The organism is Micromonospora sp. KC723 (genome assembly GCF_004348595.1).
Lineage (GTDB): Bacteria > Actinomycetota > Actinomycetes > Mycobacteriales > Micromonosporaceae > Micromonospora.
This window is the reverse complement of sequence record NZ_SMKD01000008.1, coordinates 38,572-54,475: the sequence shown is the minus strand read 5'-3', so window position 1 is coordinate 54,475 and position 15,904 is coordinate 38,572. Positions and strand designations below refer to the sequence as shown.

Here is a 15,904-nt window from a genome sequence, read left to right as displayed (position 1 = left end):
GATGGCCGACGATGCCATTCCGCACCGTCCGCCGCGTCGGCTGGCGCGGCTGGAAGATCCGTGTCCATTCCCGCTTAGGTACGGAGACCCTGGGGCGATGGTTCAACGCGGATCATGGATTCGTGCGCCGAATTTTCGCCGGCGACCGGACCGGCACACCGAGTCACGGCGCGACGACCGGAGGCGACCGTCAGTCGGCGCAGAGGTGGTCGAACGCGAAGTCGTCGGCCAGCTCGTCCCGGCGCTCCCGCAGCGCCCGGATCTGCCGTCGCAGCGCGCTCCGGTCGACCAGTGCGGGCTCGTCCGTCTCCAGCGCACGCAGCCGCTCACCGACCGCGAGGGCGGCCAGATCCTCGGCGAACCGGGCGGCGTCCACCCCGCACCGGAACCGGTGCTCGCGCACGATCACCCGCTCGACCAGGCACCGCCCGGGGCGCACCTCGATCCAGCTCCAGCCCTCGGCCGCGCCGTCGCCCCACCGCACGTGCAGACCACGGACGATCGGATCAGCCAGGCGCCGGGACACGTACGCGGCCACCGCGTCGGCCCGCGCCAGCGCCCCGAGATCGTTGACGTGCCCCCGTCGACCGTCGGGCAGCCGCCCGACGATGTCCCGGAACCCGACCGGCGGATCGAGCACCTCGGCGTCCGGCCCGACCACCGGTACCGCCGCGGCGTAGTCGTGGGCGTCCAGGACGTACGCGACGATCGGCCGGCCGTGGTCGACGGCGCGCAGGGTGGGCGACTCGATCCTCAGCACGGGCAGACCGATCGCGGCGCAGACCGCGTCGCGCATCCGCTCGGCGCGCAGCCTCGGCGACCCGGTCGGAGCGGTCGGGGCGATCGACACGGCCAGACGCGGCAGACCGCTGTCCACCGCGCAGACGACGTGGTCGAACTCCTCCCGCGTGGCCGAACTCCACTGGTGCCCGGTGATCCCCTCGGGGCGGCGTGCCACCAGCTCGCCCAGCCGCCGACGTCCGTGGACCACCTGGCCCGCCCGGGTGAACGAACCGACGCCGACGCACGGCACCGACCGCAGCCGGGAAGCGCCGTCGGTGGCGGTCGGCGTCATCGTCGGCAGGTCCTCACGCTCGCGGGGTCGGTCGACCGCCGAGTCTAGGGCGTCGGGCGGCCTGATCGGATCCCCGGTGCGGCTGGCTGGCGGAACGGGAAGGCGGTCGCGGGGTCCGAGCGGGATCGGCGGTGCGCGATCGGGCAGGATCGACGGTGACCGGACGATGGACGGCCGTGGTCGCGCCGTACGAGCGGGCCGCCGGCACGAGCGCAGGAGAACAGCAGATGACCATGCCCCAGGCAGGCAAGCCCGAGATCGGCCCGATCGAGGGCACGCCCCCGGCCGATCTCGTCGTCGAGGACATCAGCGTGGGCGACGGCCCCGAGGCGCGGCCGGGTCAGCTGGCCGAGGTCCACTATGTCGGTGTGTCGCACTCCACCGGCCGGGAGTTCGACGCCTCGTGGAACCGGGGCGAGACCTTCCAGTTTCCGCTCGGGGGCGGTCAGGTGATCGCCGGCTGGGACCAGGGGGTGGTGGGCATGAAGGTCGGCGGCCGCCGCCGGCTGACCATCCCGCCGCACCTGGGCTACGGCACCCGGGGTGCCGGCGGCGTTATCAAGCCGAACGAGACCCTGGTCTTCGTCGTCGACCTGGTGGGCGTCCGCTGACCCGTCGCGGGGTCGCCGGTGCGCCCGGCGGCCCCGCGCCAGTCAGGCGCAGGCCACCAGATCGCTGCGGCGGCAGGCCACCGGGGCGCCACCGACTAGCACGGGAACGACCCGGTGGACGCCGGTGACCCGCAAGACCCGGGCGACGACCGGATCGGGATCCGCCAACACCAGCTCGCCGCCCCGGGCCCGGACCCGCAGCCGCGCGGCGAGCAGCGTCCGCACCCCGGCCGCGGAAAGCAGCCGCACCCCGGAGAGGTCGACCCGCAGCACCGGCCGAGCCGGAGCGGCCCAGAGCGCGGCCCGCAACTCGCCGACCGAGGCCACGTCGATCTCACCGACGACCCGTACCTCGGCCACCTCGTCCCGCACGTCGAGTTGGACGTGGAGCCGATCACCGCGCTGTCCCATACGACGAAACTACCGCCGGCCACCGACAATCACGCCCCGCCACGGGCCGATTCCCGGGTACGCCCCGGGAATGCCCCGATCCGCCTCAGGGAGGATCCGGCCCGTCCGTGAACCGGTCACCGCCGCGCGTCACCTGGAGTGGCCGTACCGGGACGACCGCGACCGGCCCGCCGTGCGGCGGGCCGGTCGTTCCCGGTCGTTCCTCCCCTGGCTCTCAGCCGCCGCTGGCCGACGGCGCCGGCTCGGGTGACGAGCCGCCCGCCACCGCGCCCGGGTGCCCCTGGGTCGGGGCCGGCGCCGGCCTGAGCCCCGGCGGCACGGGCAGCGCGCTGCCCCTGACGAACTCGTCCCAGCTGACGTTCCAGGCCGTCCAGCCGTTGCCCGGCTGTAGCTGCACCTCGGTGCCCTTGACGGTGATCAGGTCGCCGACCTGGGTGATGCCCATCAGCCAGTCGGCGGCGGCGGACGAGACGTTGGCGCAGCCGTGCGAGACGTTGGTGTTGCCCTGGTCCCCCTCCGACCACGGCGCGGCGTGGATGAACTCGCCGCCCCAGGTGTAGCGCTGGGCATCCTCGACGTCCACCACGTACCCGCCGTCCGGCTCGCCGCGGGTGTCGAAGGTCGTCTGCTGGTGCTTCTCCATGATCACCATCTTGCCGCTGGAACTCGGCGTGCTGGGTTTGCCGAGGCTCACCGGGATCTTGCGGATCAGCTTGTGGTCCTGGAAGACCGACATCTGCTTGGTGGCGTTGTCGATCTCGAGAGCAACCTGGCGACCGATCCTGGAGGAGGCCCGCCGGTCCTCGTCGCCGACGTACTTCGTGCCGATCGGCAGCCCTTCGAGCCCGGCACGGACGCTGATCTTCGTGCCCGGCTTCCAGAAGTCCGGCGCCCGGTAGTAGACCTGGGTGCCGTCCTCCAGCCACGACCAGGTGCCCGGCTGCGGGGGATCCGTCTTCACGAACAATCGCCGCTGCACGGCCGCCCTGGCCTCTTTCGGAATTCCCGGATCGAATGCGACCGTCACCGGCATCGCCGTGCCGTACGTCTGATTCCCGGAGAAATACAATGTGCTCGTGATGGCCTGCCGGGTCGATTTCGGCCCGGTGGTGAACGTCGTCCGGCGCACGGTGGTGCGGCCGGAGTCACCGGTCGCGGTGACCTCCGCGGTGTAGGTGCGGCCGTGCTGCAGCGGGGCGGCCGGCACCCAGCTCGAGCCGTCCTCCCGGGGCTCTCCCGCGAGCTGTTTCCCCTTGTCGTCGGTGAGTTTGACGGCGGTGACCCGGCCTCCCGTGACGGTGGTGCCGACCTCCGCGCTGACCGGCACGTCCCGGGCCCGGTCGGCGGGGGTCAGGGTGACCGCCAGATCCACCGCGGCGCGGCCGGGCGCCGGCCCGGCCGCCGGTTTCCGGTCGGCGGTGCACCCGCCGAGTATCAACGGTGTGGCCGCGATGGTCACCGCCAAAAGCGTCAATCGCCGCCTCAAATCCATGTTCAGCCCCCCATTTCCGCTCCCCTTGGCCACATTCTGTACAGCCCTTCCCGGGGCATGGCGTTCTTTCGCGGGAAATGCTCGGAAACGGGCGGACGTTTGGCCGCCGCTGTGCTGTGGACGTTCTCCCGGCACCCGGCCGTCCGGGTTCGGTCCTGCTGAGTCGGGGCGTACCGGGCGTGCCGGTCAGTCCCGGTCCGGATCGCCGTGACGGCGTCGGCACACCGGCCGGCGCCCAACTCCGGACAGACCGCCGGGGCGGGTCACCGCCGTCGGTGACGGCGCGGCCCTCGCGGCCCGCCCCGAACACGGCGGAGCCGGCCAGCCCGGTTCAGGGATGGCCGGCTTTCCCCGCTTCCGGTCAGACGTCCGCCACCAGCAACGCGGGCTGCTCCACGCGGTCGGCCACGTGCCGCAGGAAGCCGCCGGCCACGCCGCCGTCGCAGACCCGGTGGTCGAAGGTGAGGCTGAGCTGCGTCACCTTGCGCACCGCGAGCTGCCCGTCGACCACCCAGGGCTTGTCCACGATCCGGCCCACCCCGAGCAGCGCCGCCTCCGGATGGTTGATGATCGGGGTGGAACCGTCGACCCCGAACACCCCGTAGTTGTTCAGCGTGAAGGTGCCGCCGGTGAGCCGGGCGGGCGGCAGGGTGCCGGCCCGGGCCGCCGCGGTGGTCTGCGCCAGCGCGGCGGCCAACTCGCGGGTGGTGAGCCGCTGGGCGTCGCGCAGCACCGGCACCACCAGGCCCCGGTCGGTCTGCGTGGCGATACCCAGGTGCACCCCGGCGGACTGGACGATCCGCTGCCCGGCGGTGTCGACATGCGCGTTGAGCTGCGGATACCTTCGCAGGCCGGTGAGACAGATCCGGGCCAGCAGGGCAAGGACGCTCACCGGGGCGTCCGGGGTGGCCGCGTTGACCGCCGCACGGGTCTCCAGCAGCGCGGTGGCGTCCACGTCGACCCAGATCGTCACCTCGGGGATCTCCCGCCGGCTGCGGGAGAGCTTGTCGGCGATGGCCCTGCGGATGCCGGTGAGCGGGATGACCACGTCCTGGTCGCCGGTGGGGGCGAGTCCGACGTGGCCGTCCGGCACGGGGATGCCGGACGCGGCGGGGTCCGGCTCCGGTACGGCGGCGAGCCGGGTCGTCGGTGCGGCCGTCGCCGCCTCCACGTCGGCGCGCCGAACCACTCCGCCGGGTCCGGTGCCGCGTACCGATGCCAGGTCGACGCCGCGTTCCCTGGCCAGGCGCCGGACGATCGGCGAGATGACCAGGGTGGCCGTCCGTCCGGACGGGGCGAGGGACGTCCCGGTGCCCACCGCGGGTTCCGCGCCCTCCACCGGGGCACCGCCGGTCGCCGGCGACGCGGCGGGACCGCCGGCCGGGGGCGCCGCCGGTTCCGGCTCGGGGGCGAGCGCCAGCCGGGGGCGGCGCCGTCGCCGGCCCGGGCCGCCGTGCCCGGTGCCGTACCCGATCAGCACGTTGCCGGAGCCGGCCCGCTCCTCCTCGCGGTAGGTGGCGTGCCCGCCGGGTTGCGGGCCGTTGTCGTCATCGAGCGGGGCGATGGTGACCAGCGGCTGGCCGACCGGGCGGACCTCGCCCACCGCGCCGTGCAGGGCGACGACCCGTCCGGCGTACGGACAGGGCACGTCGACGACCGCCTTGGCGGTCTCCACCTCGACGACGGTCTGGTCCACGGCGACCACGTCACCGACCGCGACCCGCCACTCGACGATCTCCGCCTCGCTGAGCCCCTCCCCCAGGTCCGGCAGGAGGAAGTCGCGGAGGCCGGTCACGGCGCTCATGCCGCCACCCACCGGGCGTCCGGCTGGTCGTCCCACTGGAGCCGCGCGACGGTGTCGAGCACCCGGTCCACCGACGGCAGGTGGGTGTGCTCCAGCATCGGCGCCGGGTACGGGATGTCCAGGCCGGACACCCGCAGCACCGGGGCGTGCAGGGCGTGGAAACAGCGCTCCTGCACGCGGGCGGCGATCTCCGCGCCGACCCCGGCGAAGCCCTGCGCCTCCTGGATCACCACGCAGCGGCCGGTCCGGCGAACCGAGGCGGCGACGGTGGCGTCGTCGAACGGCACGATGGTGCGGACGTCGACGACCTCCAGGTCCCAGCCCTCCTCGCGGGCGGCCTCGGCCGCCGCCAGCGCGACCGGCACCGCCGGGCCGTACGCGACCAGGGTGGCGTCGGTTCCGGGCCGACGCACGACGGCGGTGCCGAAGGGCTCCTTCCGGGCCGGCAGCTCCGCCTCCGCGCTGGCGAAGTAGAGCTTCTTCGGTTCCATGAACACGACCGGGTCCGGGTCGTCGATGGCCTCCCGCAGCAGCGAGTACGCGTCCTCCACGGTGGCCGGGGTGACCACCTTCAGCCCCGGGGTGTGCGCGTAGTACGCCTCGGACGAGTCGCAGTGGTGCTCGACACCGCCGATGCCACCGGCGTAGGGCACCCGGATGACGATCGGCACGCTGAGCGCGCCGCGGGTGCGGTTGCGCAGCTTCGCCACGTGCGAGGCGATCTGCTCGAACGCCGGGTACGCGAACGCGTCGAACTGCATCTCCACCACCGGGCGCAGCCCGGACATGGCCAGCCCGACGGCGAAGCCGACGATGCCGGCCTCGGCCAGCGGGGTGTCGAAGCAGCGCTTGTCGCCGAAACGGGCCTGGAGTCCGTCGGTGATCCGGAACACGCCGCCGAGCTGACCGACGTCCTCGCCGAAGACGAGCACCCGGTCGTCGGCGAGCATCGCGTCGGCGAGCGCGGCGTTGAGCGCCTTCGCCATGGTCATGGTGGCCATCAGGCGTCCCCCTCCTCGTCGTCGGCGGCCAGCTCGGCGCGGACCTGCTCGCGCTGCTCGACCAGCTGCGGGGTCGGCTCGGCGTAGACGTGGTCGAAGAGGCTGAGCGGGTCGACGGCGGGTTGGGTGTGCATCCGGTCGCGCAGGCCGGCGGCGTACGCCTCGGCCTCCTCGGCGACGGCGGCGACGGCCGCGTCGTCGAGCACGCCCCGGGCGCGCAGGTGGGTCTCCAGCCGGACGATCGGGTCGCGGTCACGCCACGCCTCGACCTCGTCGGGATCCCGGTAGCGGGTGGCGTCGTCGGCGTTGGTGTGCGGTTCCATCCGGTAGGTGTGCGCCTCGACCAGGAACGGGCCGTGGCCGGCGCGGGCGTGCGCCACCGCGCGGGTGAGCACCGCGAGCACGGCCACCGGGTCGTTGCCGTCGACCTGCTCGCTGGGCACGCCGTAGCCGACGCCCTTGTAGGCCAGGGCGGGCGCGGCGGTCTGCCGGGACAGCGGGACGCTGATGGCGTACTTGTTGTTCTGCACGAGGTACACCACCGGGGCCTTGAACACGGCGGCGAAGTTGACGCCCTCGTGGAAGTCGCCCTCGCTGGTGGCGCCGTCGCCGATGAACGCCAGCGCCACGGTGTCCCGCCCCTGGTACGACTCGCCGTAGGCCAGTCCGGCGGCGTGCACGCACTGGGTCGCCAGCGGGGTGCACTGCGGCGCGGTGCGCCGGGCGGCGGGGTCGTACCCGCAGTGCCAGTCGCCGCGCAGCAGGGTGAGCGCCTCGACCGGGTCGATGCCTCGGGCGGTCAGCGCCACCGACTCCCGGTAGGTGGGGAAGACCCAGTCGTCGTCGCGCAGGGCGAGGACCGCGCCGACCTGGCAGGCCTCCTGGCCCCGCGAGGATGGGTAGACGGCCAGCCGGCCCTGCTTGGTCAGGGCGGTGGCCTGCGCGTCGAAGCGGCGGCCGACGACCATCCGCCGGTACATCTCGCGCAGCGCCTCGACGGGTGGCTCGGGATAGTCGTCGCGGGGCGGCAGCGCGGTGCCGTCCGGGTTCAGCAGTCGGACCGGCTCGGCCCGCGGTAGCAGGCCGGCCGACGGGTCGGGCGCGGCCGGGGTGGCCGGCCGGCGCTTCCGCGGGGATGCCCTACGGACCGCCTGGGGTGTGGTCGTCACGGCGGGGACCTCCTGGACGTGTGGTGGACCTATGCTCCTGCCGTCGGATGATTGACTCAAGATGCCCGGTGAACGCGGGACGAATGGCGGCGCATGGAGGCCATGGTGAGCCAGGAGAACAGCCCGGAGGCGTACCGGTCGGGCGGAACGGGACGTTCGGCCGCCCCACTGGACGAGGTGGACCGGCGGGTCCTGGACGAACTGGTCCGCGACGGCCGGATCTCGATTCGTACGCTGGCCGAACGGGTGCACGTCTCACGCACCAACGCGTACGCCCGCGTGGAGCGGCTGCTGCGCGACGGGGTGATCACCGGATTCGGCGCGCGGGTGGCGCCGGAGCCGGCGGGACTGGGCACCTCGGCGTACATCGCCCTGACCATCCAGCAGAACAGCTGGCGGGAGGTGTCGGCGGAACTGGCCCGGGTCCGTTACGTCGAGCACGTCGCGCTGCTCAGCGGCGAGCACGACGTGCTGGCCCTGGTCCGCGCGCCGGACAACGCCACCCTGCGGGACGTGGTGCTGGACCGGGTGCAGGGCATCGCCGGGGTGCTGTCCACCCGCAGCTGGCTGGTCTTCGAGGAGTTCGACGGCGCCGGAAGCCCCTGGGCGTAGCGGCTCACCGCTCCGGCGGGGCCTCCAGACCCTCCCGGTCGGCCCACTCGAGCAGCGGCTCCAGCGAGAACCGCCGCCCGTCCAGCCCGACGTGCGGGTCGCCGCGCTCGGCGAACCGGGCCGGCATGCTCACCACGTCGAAGTCCTCCGGCCGCACGTCGTCCAACTCGGCCCAGTCCAGCGGCGCGGAGACCAGCGCGGCCGGCGTGGGCCGGATCGAGTACGCCGAGGTCATCGTGTGGTCGCGGGCCATCTGGTTGTAGTCGACGAAGACCGGCCGGTCGCGCTGCTCCCGCCACCACGTGGTGGTCACCAGGTCGGGGCGGCGGCGCTGCACCTGGCGGCCCAGCGCCAGCACCGCCCGCCGGCACTCGCCGAAGCTCCAGCGCGGCTCGATGGACAGGTAGACGTGCAGCCCTCGCCCGCCGGTAGTCTTCGGATAGCCGACCAGCCCCACCTCGTCGAGGCACGCCCGGACCTCGTGCGCCACCGGCACCACCTGGTCGAAGCCGACGCCCGGCATCGGATCCAGGTCGATGCGAAGCTGGTCGGGGCGGGCCACGTCGGCGGCGGTGACCGGCCACGGGTGGAACCGCAGGGTGCCCAGGTTCACCGCCCAGATCACCACCGCCAGCTCGCTCGGCGCGACCTCGTCGGCCGTTCGGCCGCTGGGGAAGGTGAGGTGCGCGGTGCGTACCCAGTCGGGCGCGCCGGCTGGCAGCCGCTTCTGGTAGAACGCGTCGCCCCGGCTGTCCTGCCGGGTGGCGATCTTGGCACCCTCGAAGACCCCGCGCGGCCAGCGTTCCAGCATGGTCGGCCGGTCCCGCAGCGCCCGCAGGATGCCGTCGCCCACGGCGAGGAAGTAGCGGACCACGTCCAGCTTGGTCAGCCCACGTTCGGGGAAGTAGGGCTTGTCCGGGCTGGAGACGCGGACCAGCCGGTCCCCGACCCGGATCTCCTCCGCCGCCGTCGCCACGCCTCACACCGTAACCCCGCCCGGAACGGTTGGTGGCCACCGACGCGGCGGGTCGGATCACCCGCTCGTAGGCTGCGGTCATGGCGACGTACTTCGACGTGCACCCGGTGGACCCGCAACCGCGGACGATCAGCCGGGTGGCCGACCTGGTCCGCCGGGACGGACTGATCGCCTACCCGACGGACTCGTGCTTCGCCCTCGGCTGCCGGCTGGGCAACCGGGACGGAATCGACCGGATCCGCGCCATCCGCCACCTCGACGACCGGCACCACTTCACCCTGGTGTGCCGGGACTTCGCCCAGCTCGGCCAGTTCGTCAGGATCGACAACGCGGTGTTCCGGTCGTTGAAGGCGGCGACCCCGGGCAGCTACACGTTCATCCTGCCGGCGACGAAGGAGGTGCCGCGCCGGCTGCTGCACCCGAGGAAGAAGACCGTGGGGGTCCGCATCCCCGACCACGCGGTGACCCAGGCGCTCCTGGCCGAGCTGGGCGAGCCGCTGGTGTCGAGCACCCTGCTGCTGCCCGACGAGGTCGAGCCGATGACGCAGGGCTGGGAGATCAAGGAGCGGCTGGAGCACGCGGTCGACGCGGTGCTCGACTCCGGCGAGTGCGGCACCCAACCCACCACGGTGGTCGACTTCTCGCAGGGCGAGCCGGAGATCGTCCGGCACGGCGCGGGCGACCCGTCCCGCTTCGAGTAGGCCACCTCAGGGCGTCTCGGCGTCCGCCGTGGGCAGGGGCAGCGGCAGCGCGGTGCCGCCGGCCGGCGCCACGGAGTGCGGGGGTGGCGGCCGGTGACCGCCCGGGGCCCGGTGGTGCAGCCGGCCTGCCCCGGCCGGCCCCGGCCGGCGGTCCACCTGGCAGGTGACCAGATGGATGGGCGGCGGCGGGGCACCGAACCGGCCCGCCCCCCAGCGCACCCAGATCGCGATCCGCCCGGCCCCGGCCTCCGCCGCCAGCTTGTCCCAGGTACGACGCCGGTCGGTGTGGTCGACCTCGATGACGACGGGCGGCCCGTCCGCCCGGGCACAGCCGACATCGAGCACGGACCACCGATCCGACAGCGGCGGCGGCAACGGCAGCACGCTCGGTGCCCGGCGGTAGACGCGCCAGCCCTGCTCGTGCCCCCAGGCGACCACGGCGTCGATGATCCGGGCCGTCACCGCGTCGGTGGTCAGGTCGGCGAAGGTGAGCCGGGCCAGGCTGCGCCCGAGGGACGCGGCGAGCCGTTCGCCGTCCTGCCCGCCGTCCATGCCCGCAGGGTAACGCCCGGTGCCGGCACCGGTCGCGACCGGGCGGACCCTCCGGTCCGCCCGGTCGCCACGACGACGCTCAGCCGTTCTCCCGCAGCCGCTCCGCGAGCATCCGCTTGCCCTGCTCACCGGCCTTGCGGTTGTTCTCCTGAAGCTTGCGGAACCAGGTGGCGAGCTCGTTGTCACCCCGGGCGTCCGCGTCGGCGATGTACGTCTCCAGCTGCCAGATGTGCTGCAAGGACATCTGCAGGGCGTGGATCAGGTCGTAGTTCTTGTCCTTCACCGGGCTGGCCGGTTCCCTGACCATGGTCGCCACGGCGTACCTCCCCTGTGTCGGTTCCGGTGGAGCCAGCGGTTACCCGCCCCCGGTGGGTTCACGCGCCCCCGCCGCGAGCGGATCGACGCGGCCGGCGGCGGGCAGTCCGCACGGTTACCCGGCGCGGCCCCCGGGTAGGCATGCCGCCATGGCGGAACTGCGAGCCCTCTGGATCGTGCGGCACGGGGAGAGCACGGCGAACGTCGCCGCCGTCGCGGCCGAGGCGTCCGGCGCGGAACTGATCGACCTGACCCACCGCGACGCCGACGTGCCGCTCTCGACCACCGGCGAGGAGCAGGCCCGGGCGACCGCCCGCTGGCTCGCCGGCCTGCCCGGGCAGCGGCGGCCGGACGTGGCGGTGATGTCGCCGTACCTGCGGGCGGTACGGACCGCCGAGCTGGCCCTGGCCGGCACCGGGATCCCGGTGAGCCGGGACGAACGGCTACGCGACCGGGAACTGGGTGTCCTCGACGGGCTGACCGGGTACGGGGTCGCCCGGCGGTTCCCCGAGGAGGCCGCCCGCCGGCGGCGGCTCGGCAAGTTCTACTACCGGCCCCCCGGGGGCGAGTCCTGGGCGGACGTGGCCCTGCGGCTGCGCGCGCTGCTGGGCGACCTGCGCCGCGACCACGGGGGCCGGCGGGTGCTGCTCTTCGGCCACGACGCCCTGGTCTTCCTGCTCCGTTACCTGGTGGAGGGCCTGACCGAGGCGGAGCTGATGGACCTGACCAGACAACACGTGATCGCCAACTGTTCGGTGACCGGCTGGTTCGCCGACACCGGGGGCCGGCTCGTCCCGGACACCTTCAACGACGTACGACACCTGCGCCAGCACGGTGCCCGGCCCACCGAGGAGGACGAGGTCCATGCCGAACCGGTCTGACGTGCGAACCATCACCCCGGCGCTGCTGCGGGACTGGGCGCTGCCCGTGCCCACCGGCGGCAAGGAGCAACGGGGCACGGTGCTGGTGGTCGGCGGCTCCCGCTCCACCCCCGGCGCGGTGCTGCTGGCCGGGGTCGCGGCGCTGCGCGCGGGGGCCGGGGTCCTTCAGCTCGCCGCCGCCGAGTCCACCGCCACGGCGCTCAGTATCCAGGTGCCGGAGGCCCTGGTCGTCGGGTTGCCGGAGACCAGGGACGGTTCGGTGGCCGGCGACCCCGGGGACCGGCTCGCCGAGTTGGTCGGGCAGGCCGACGTGGTCGCCGTCGGCCCGGGCCTGCACGACATCGACGAGACCCGGGCGGTACTGCACCTGGTCCTCGATGCGGCCGGGCGGGAGACCGCGCTGGTGCTCGACGCGTACGCCCTCGGCGCGCTCAGCCACGAACCGGACCTGTTGGTCGGCTCCGGCCGGCCGGTGGTGCTCACCCCCAACCTGACCGAGGCGCGGCACCTGCTCGGCCGGGAGCCCGGTGACGACCTCATCGCCGAGGCCCGCGAGCTCGCCCGCCGGTACGAGGCGGTGGTCTCCCTGTACGGACACATCGCCACCCCGGACGCGACGGCGTGGCGGGAGGAGAGCGGCGACGCCGGGCTGGGCACCTCCGGCAGCGGCGACGTCCGGGCCGGCCTGCTGGCGGGGCTGCTCTCCCGGGGAGCCGAGCCCGCCCAGGCCGCCTGCTGGGCGGCCTGGGCGCACGCGGTGAGTGGCCAGCGGCTGGTCCCCCGGTTCGGGCGGATCGGCTTCCTCGCCCGCGAGCTGCTCGACGAGATTCCGCACACCCTCGCCACGGTGTGACACGCCCCGGGCGCGTCGCACCGTGGCGCGTAACGCCACACCGGGCTGCGGCGCTGATGGTCCGGAAGTGGGCGTCCCGCCCTCTTCCCGCCGGCCGCTCCCACCCGGGGGCGTGCCCGGCTGGAGACAGCCCCTGGGAGTCTGTGTGAAGAACCTGCGCAGCAAGACACTGGCTGCCGCGTCCGCCGTGTCCCTCGGTGTCGGCCTCGCCGTCACCGGCGGGCTGGCCCCGGCGGCGTCGGCCGCCGGTCCGGACACCACGTTCCTGGTCCTGGCCCCGCAGGGTGCCACGACCGGCAAGGCGGCGGCCCGGGTGACCGCGGCCGAGGGCACCGTGGTGGCCACGTACGACCAGATCGGCGTGCTCGTCGTCCGCTCGGCCAACCCCGACTTCGCCACGGACGTGGCGGGCGCGGGCGTCGAGTCGGTGGCGTCCACCGCCGGCCTGGGCACCGCCCTGGAGGAGGGCGAGACCCTGGAGGTCTCCGCGGCGCAGGTGGCGAACGCCGCCGCCGACCCGACCGCCGAGCCCCTCTTCGGTCAGCAGTGGGACATGTCGATGATCGACGTGCCCCAGGCGCACGCCGTCAACGCCGGCCGAGCCGACGTGGTGGTGGGCGTGCTGGACAGCGGCATCTCCAGCAGCCACCCGGACCTGGCCAGCCAGATCGCCAAGGACAAGAGCGCCTCCTGCCTCGGTGGCGTCACCGACACCGCCGAGGCCGCCTGGAACCCCACCACCTCCGACCACGGCACGCACGTGGCCGGCACCATCGCCGCCGCCGTCAACGGCGTCGGGGTGACCGGTGTCGCGCCGGGCGTCAAGGTGGCGGCGGTGAAGGTGGTCAACGACGACGGCTACATCTTCCCGGAGGCCGCGGTCTGCGGGTTCCTGTGGGCCGCCGAGCACGGGATGCAGCTGACCAACAACAGCTACTACATCGACCCGTGGGAGCTCAACTGCCGCAACGACGCGCGCCAGCGTCCGGTGTGGCAGGCCGTCCAGCGGGCCATCCGCTACTCGCAGAGCAAGGGCGTGCTCCACGTGGCGTCCGCAGGCAACTCCAACTACGACCTGGCCCACAAGATCACCGACGACGGCAGCCCGAACAACGGGACACCCGAGACCCGTGAGAACCTCACCAACGCCTGCCTCGACCTGCCGGCCGAGGTGCCGGGCGTGGTGACCGTCTCGGCGGTCGGCCCGACCGGGGCGAAGAGCTACTACTCCTCGTACGGCCAGGGCGTCATCGACGTGACGGCACCGGGTGGCGACACCCGCTTCCGTACCCAGGGCGTCCGCTCCACCCTCACCGACGGCATCCTGTCGACCACCTTCAACCCGGCGACGAAGACCAACGGCTGGGGTTACAAGCAGGGCACCTCGATGTCCGGCCCGCACGCCACCGGCGTGGCGGCGCTGGCGTTGTCGGCGCACCCCGGCATGAAGCCGGGCCAGCTGGCGTCCTTCCTGGAGCGCACGTCGGTGGCACAGTCCTGCCCGGAGGGCGTGTACAACCCGGTGCCGCTGATCCCGACCGGTCCGCACGCCTACGACGCGACCTGCTCCGGCGGCGCGCGCAACGGCTTCTACGGCGCCGGCCTGGTCAACGCGTACCACGCGGTGCGGTAGCCGCACCGCAACCCGGGGCCCGGCGGATCTCCGCCGGGCCCCGTCCGTTTTCGCAGCTCACCACCGGGGTACGGGACAGTCGTCAGCCGAACCAAGGAGGTCCGCCGGTGTCCACCGATGCCATCGTCCTGCTCAAAGAGGACCACAAGGAGATGCGTCGCCTGTTCCGCCAGTTCGCCAAGGCCGAGGACGGCCCGGCCGCCGAGCGCGGGAAGCTGGTGCGGCAGATCCTGGAGGCCCTGACGGTGCACACCTACCTCGAGAACGAGGTCATGTACCCGGAGATCCGCAAGCTTCTGCCCGACCTGGAGGACGACATCCTCGAGTCGTACGAGGAGCACCACGTGGCCGACCTGCTCTGCGCCGAGCTGGCCACCATGGATCCCTCCGACGAGCGCTTCGTGGCCAAGACGACGGTGCTGATCGAGAACGTCGAGCACCATGTCGAGGAGGAGGAGCAGGAGTGGTTCCCGAAGGTACGGGAGGCGCTCGGCCGCAACCAGCTCCAGGAGATCGGCCAGCGGATGATCGACATGCGACCGTCGGCACCACGCTCCCCCGCCGACCCGAAGGCGATCAAGAAGGCCGTCGACGCGGTCACCGCCTGACCGCGCGGCGCGGGGCCGGGCCGGCGGCCCGGCCCCGCGCCGTGCGGTCACCAAGCCGTCGGCGGCACCCCGTCGGGCGCAGGCAGGATGCGCCGCGGCCGCCCCGGCGGCGTCGGGCGGGTGCGCCACTCCCGTGGGTAGCCCACCGAGACCTCCTCGAAGCGCACCCCGTCGTACCAGGTGGTGCGGGGGATGTGCAGGTGCCCGTAGACGACGGCGGCGGCGGCGAAGCGCCGGTGCCAGTCGGCGGTGGCCTCGGTGCCGCACCACTGGGCGAAGATCGGGTAGCGCAGCACCCGGGTCGGGTCGCGGACCAGCGGCCAGTGGTTGACCAGCACGGTCGGCAGGCCCGGCTCGCGCGCGTCGAGCCGCCGGGCCGTCTCGGCGACCCGGGCCGCGGACCACTCCTGCCGGCTCGGGTACGGGTCGGGGTGGAGCAGCAGCTCGTCGGTGCAGACGATCCCAATCCGGTACGCCTCGGCGAGGGCCGCCGCGCGGTCCAGCCCCTCCGGCCGCCAGCTGTAGTCGTAGAGCAGGAAGAGCGGGGCCACCAGCGCCGGCCCGCCCGGCCCCCGCCACACCGGGTACTCGTCCTCCGGAGTGACCACGCCCAGTGCCCGACAGCGCCGGACGAGGTGCGCGTAGCGGGCCTGTCCCCGCAGCTCGACCGGGTCGCCCCGTGGCGTCCACAGCTCGTGGTTGCCCGGGGCCCACAGCACCTTCTCGAACCGCCGCGCGAGCAGCCCGAGCGCCCACTCGACGTCGGCGGCGGTGTCGGCCACGTCGCCGGCGACGATCAGCCAGTCGCCGGGCGAGGACGGCCGCAGCGCCTCGACCAGGGCTCGGTTCTCCGCGTACCCGACGTGCAGGTCGCTGATGGCGAGCAGGCTCCCGTCGGTTTCCTCCCCCACCATCCACCGATCGTACGCGGACCGCGACGGGCCGTGGGGCCGCCACCGGGCGGCCGCCAGGTGGGGTCGGGTGGGTGATCGACTCTGGCCGCGACGGGTGGTGTGCCGCCGGGGCGGACGGACCGCCGCCGGGGCGGACGGACCGCCGCCGGGCCGTACGGCGAGGTGGACCGGGAGGGCCCGACGGCGACCCGGTAGGATCGGTCGCGGGCCGTGACTGGCGCGTGGGGATGGAGCACCATCGGGAAGCGGCCCCGTCATGAGGACGCACGCCGAGCGCCTGGGCCTTCCGCACGTCA

The 15,904-nt window shown here is 73.8% G+C and carries 17 protein-coding genes and 1 riboswitch; of the genes, 7 read left to right on the top strand and 10 right to left on the bottom strand.

Annotated elements, in window-relative coordinates; translation table 11 throughout:
- Positions 1-190: 190 nt before the first annotated feature.
- Positions 191-1,075 (bottom strand): hypothetical protein, encoded by an 885-nt coding sequence (locus E1165_RS03895; RefSeq protein WP_132387751.1) that lies wholly within the window; start codon positions 1,073-1,075, stop codon positions 191-193.
- A 233-nt stretch (positions 1,076-1,308) separates the two neighbouring features.
- Here E1165_RS03895 and E1165_RS03890 point away from each other — a divergent pair, with 233 nt between their 5' ends.
- Positions 1,309-1,686: an FKBP-type peptidyl-prolyl cis-trans isomerase gene (locus E1165_RS03890; RefSeq protein ID WP_132387805.1), complete on the top strand. Its 378-nt coding sequence runs from the start codon at positions 1,309-1,311 to the stop codon at positions 1,684-1,686.
- 42 nt (positions 1,687-1,728) lie between these two features.
- Here E1165_RS03890 and E1165_RS03885 read toward each other — a convergent pair whose 3' ends face one another.
- The 5 genes from E1165_RS03885 to pdhA form a co-directional block, all read right to left on the bottom strand.
- Positions 1,729-2,097 carry an STAS domain-containing protein gene (locus E1165_RS03885; protein ID WP_132387749.1) on the bottom strand — a complete coding sequence of 123 codons (369 nt, stop codon included), beginning with the start codon at positions 2,095-2,097 and terminating at the stop codon, positions 1,729-1,731.
- A gap of 214 nt (positions 2,098-2,311) precedes the next feature.
- Complete coding sequence (locus E1165_RS03880; protein WP_132387747.1) at positions 2,312-3,589, bottom strand: Ig-like domain-containing protein; 1,278 nt, start codon at positions 3,587-3,589, stop codon at positions 2,312-2,314.
- A 361-nt stretch (positions 3,590-3,950) separates the two neighbouring features.
- Entirely contained in the window at positions 3,951-5,405 is a 1,455-nt protein-coding gene (locus E1165_RS03875; protein ID WP_132387745.1) for a dihydrolipoamide acetyltransferase family protein, read from the bottom strand.
- On the bottom strand, positions 5,390-6,394 hold the full coding sequence (locus E1165_RS03870) for an alpha-ketoacid dehydrogenase subunit beta (RefSeq protein ID WP_132387743.1): 1,005 nt from the start codon (positions 6,392-6,394) through the stop codon (positions 5,390-5,392). Before E1165_RS03870 ends, E1165_RS03875 begins: the two co-directional genes overlap by 16 nt.
- Complete coding sequence (pdhA, locus tag E1165_RS03865; RefSeq protein WP_207916542.1) at positions 6,394-7,596, bottom strand: pyruvate dehydrogenase (acetyl-transferring) E1 component subunit alpha; 1,203 nt, start codon at positions 7,594-7,596, stop codon at positions 6,394-6,396. The genes E1165_RS03870 and pdhA overlap by 1 nt, the downstream gene beginning before the upstream one ends.
- A gap of 69 nt (positions 7,597-7,665) precedes the next feature.
- Between pdhA and E1165_RS03860 the strand changes: the two genes are divergently transcribed.
- Positions 7,666-8,175, top strand: a complete 510-nt coding sequence (locus E1165_RS03860) for an Lrp/AsnC family transcriptional regulator (protein ID WP_132387803.1) — start codon at positions 7,666-7,668, stop codon at positions 8,173-8,175.
- A gap of 4 nt (positions 8,176-8,179) precedes the next feature.
- On the opposite strand, the gene E1165_RS03855 is transcribed toward E1165_RS03860, so the two are convergent.
- Positions 8,180-9,151, bottom strand: coding sequence for a DNA polymerase domain-containing protein (locus E1165_RS03855; RefSeq protein WP_132387739.1), 972 nt, complete (start codon positions 9,149-9,151; stop codon positions 8,180-8,182).
- An 80-nt stretch (positions 9,152-9,231) separates the two neighbouring features.
- Here E1165_RS03855 and E1165_RS03850 point away from each other — a divergent pair, with 80 nt between their 5' ends.
- Positions 9,232-9,852, top strand: coding sequence for an L-threonylcarbamoyladenylate synthase (locus tag E1165_RS03850; RefSeq protein WP_132387737.1), 621 nt, complete (start codon positions 9,232-9,234; stop codon positions 9,850-9,852).
- 6 nt (positions 9,853-9,858) lie between these two features.
- On the opposite strand, the gene E1165_RS03845 is transcribed toward E1165_RS03850, so the two are convergent.
- Positions 9,859-10,404 carry a hypothetical protein gene (locus tag E1165_RS03845; RefSeq protein WP_132387735.1) on the bottom strand — a complete coding sequence of 182 codons (546 nt, stop codon included), beginning with the start codon at positions 10,402-10,404 and terminating at the stop codon, positions 9,859-9,861.
- Between the two features lie 79 nt (positions 10,405-10,483).
- Positions 10,484-10,711, bottom strand: a complete 228-nt coding sequence (locus E1165_RS03840) for a hypothetical protein (protein WP_132260887.1) — start codon at positions 10,709-10,711, stop codon at positions 10,484-10,486.
- Between the two features lie 157 nt (positions 10,712-10,868).
- Here E1165_RS03840 and E1165_RS03835 point away from each other — a divergent pair, with 157 nt between their 5' ends.
- The 4 genes from E1165_RS03835 to E1165_RS03820 all read left to right on the top strand — a co-directional run bounded on the left by E1165_RS03835 (position 10,869) and on the right by E1165_RS03820 (position 14,694).
- Positions 10,869-11,600 carry a histidine phosphatase family protein gene (locus E1165_RS03835; protein ID WP_132387733.1) on the top strand — a complete coding sequence of 244 codons (732 nt, stop codon included), beginning with the start codon at positions 10,869-10,871 and terminating at the stop codon, positions 11,598-11,600.
- A complete protein-coding gene (locus E1165_RS03830) occupies positions 11,584-12,453 on the top strand; it encodes an NAD(P)H-hydrate dehydratase (protein ID WP_132387731.1) in 870 nt (289 codons plus the stop codon). Before E1165_RS03835 ends, E1165_RS03830 begins: the two co-directional genes overlap by 17 nt.
- Positions 12,454-12,598: 145 nt before the next feature.
- Positions 12,599-14,086 carry a S8 family serine peptidase gene (locus tag E1165_RS03825; protein ID WP_132387729.1) on the top strand — a complete coding sequence of 496 codons (1,488 nt, stop codon included), beginning with the start codon at positions 12,599-12,601 and terminating at the stop codon, positions 14,084-14,086.
- 107 nt (positions 14,087-14,193) lie between these two features.
- Positions 14,194-14,694 carry a hemerythrin domain-containing protein gene (locus tag E1165_RS03820; RefSeq protein ID WP_132387727.1) on the top strand — a complete coding sequence of 167 codons (501 nt, stop codon included), beginning with the start codon at positions 14,194-14,196 and terminating at the stop codon, positions 14,692-14,694.
- Between the two features lie 47 nt (positions 14,695-14,741).
- On the opposite strand, the gene E1165_RS03815 is transcribed toward E1165_RS03820, so the two are convergent.
- Positions 14,742-15,608 (bottom strand): metallophosphoesterase, encoded by an 867-nt coding sequence (locus E1165_RS03815; protein ID WP_132387725.1) that lies wholly within the window; start codon positions 15,606-15,608, stop codon positions 14,742-14,744.
- 200 nt (positions 15,609-15,808) lie between these two features.
- A riboswitch (ZMP/ZTP riboswitch) is annotated at positions 15,809-15,898 on the top strand.
- The last annotated feature ends 6 nt before the right edge of the window (positions 15,899-15,904 follow it).